Below are 849 nucleotides of genomic sequence, written 5' to 3'. Positions count from 1 at the left end.
AATAAAAGAAAGTAGGATTTAAATACATGAAATTCGTTAGATTAGCTACCATTGCAGCGTTAACATCCACCATTTTTGCCGGAGGCATCACAGCTTTCGCAGACGACACAACTGAAGAAACATCAAAAGAAGTACGTAACGTCACAACTGATGGAACGATTGAATTTACACCAAATGAAGAGGAAGAGCTAGTTGTTATTCCACCAGAAGGTGGACCAGATGTAGACATCGAGCCTGAAGTGCCAGGAACAACAGGTCCGTTATCGATCATGAAAGCTGTCACGATGAACTTTGGCTCACAAGTGATCTCGAATCAAGATCAAACCTACAATATGATCGCAGAAAAGCAACAAAAAGCGGGTACAACAGGTGAAGAAAACAAAGTTCCTTATGTCAGTTTTGCACAAGTACAAGATGTTCGTGGAACGAATGCTGGTTGGGATTTGCAAGTACGCCTGACCGACTTTAAAGCAACGAGTACAACGGTGAATGATACATTGATCGGTGCAGAGATTTCATTGTTGGATCCAAGAATCCAGTATGAAGGAAACACGGCTGGAAATGCGCCAGGAGTGCATACAAGTGGATTGAAATTGATGCCAAATGCTTCTGCGGTATCCGTGATGACAGCTGAAAAAGATAAAGGTGCAGGGGTATCTTCCGTTGTTTGGGGGAACCAAGCAAATCTAGATGCGCAAGAGGCGGATCCAGAGACGGATGTAGTGACCAATGAGGCAATCCAATTATTCGTTCCTGGTAAGACAGCGAAAGATGCGACACAATATAAATCAACATTAACTTGGGAATTATCTAATACACCTGGTAGTAGCGGTGTAGAAGAAGAAAATG

The 849-nt window shown here is 42.6% G+C and carries 1 protein-coding gene; it reads left to right on the top strand.

The genetic code is table 11. From position 1 onward, the window contains the following. Positions 1 to 26: 26 nt before the first annotated feature. A partial coding sequence (locus tag P3R27_RS14415) for a WxL domain-containing protein (RefSeq protein WP_301357588.1) occupies positions 27 to 849 on the top strand: 823 nt, incomplete at its 3' end.

It is taken from the genome of Enterococcus spodopteracolus, from assembly GCF_030441955.1.
GTDB lineage: Bacteria > Bacillota > Bacilli > Lactobacillales > Enterococcaceae > Enterococcus_B > Enterococcus_B spodopteracolus.
Note: the sequence above shows the minus strand (reverse complement) of the source record. Positions and strands in the feature narration are given on the sequence as shown.